This is a genomic window from Pseudoalteromonas sp. CR1 (genome assembly GCF_019392235.1).
Lineage (GTDB): Bacteria > Pseudomonadota > Gammaproteobacteria > Enterobacterales > Alteromonadaceae > Pseudoalteromonas.
Window position 1 is genome coordinate 1 of record NZ_JAHXRM010000488.1, and the last position, 248, is coordinate 248.

1 protein-coding gene is annotated in these 248 nt (G+C 61.3%); it reads left to right on the forward strand.

The genetic code is table 11. The annotated features are described in order from the left end of the window. A partial coding sequence (locus KZZ04_RS20265) for an EamA family transporter (protein ID WP_219424045.1) occupies window positions 1-248 on the forward strand: 248 nt, incomplete at both ends.

Here is a 248-nt window from a genome sequence, read left to right on the forward strand (position 1 = left end):
TCGTCACCCTGGTCTGGGGGCTGAACTTTCCCATTACCAAGCTGGGCCTGCGTGCCATCGACCCGTTCGTGCTGACAGGCATGCGCTTTGCCCTCGCCGCCTTGCCGCTGGTGTTGTTCATCCAGCGCCCCGGCGTCAAGTTCCGCTATGTGGCCGCCTACGGCATTATTTTCGGGTTGGGCATGTGGGGCGTGATCAACTATGGCATTCAGGCTGGCGTGAGCCCGGGAATCGCCTCGTTGCTGATT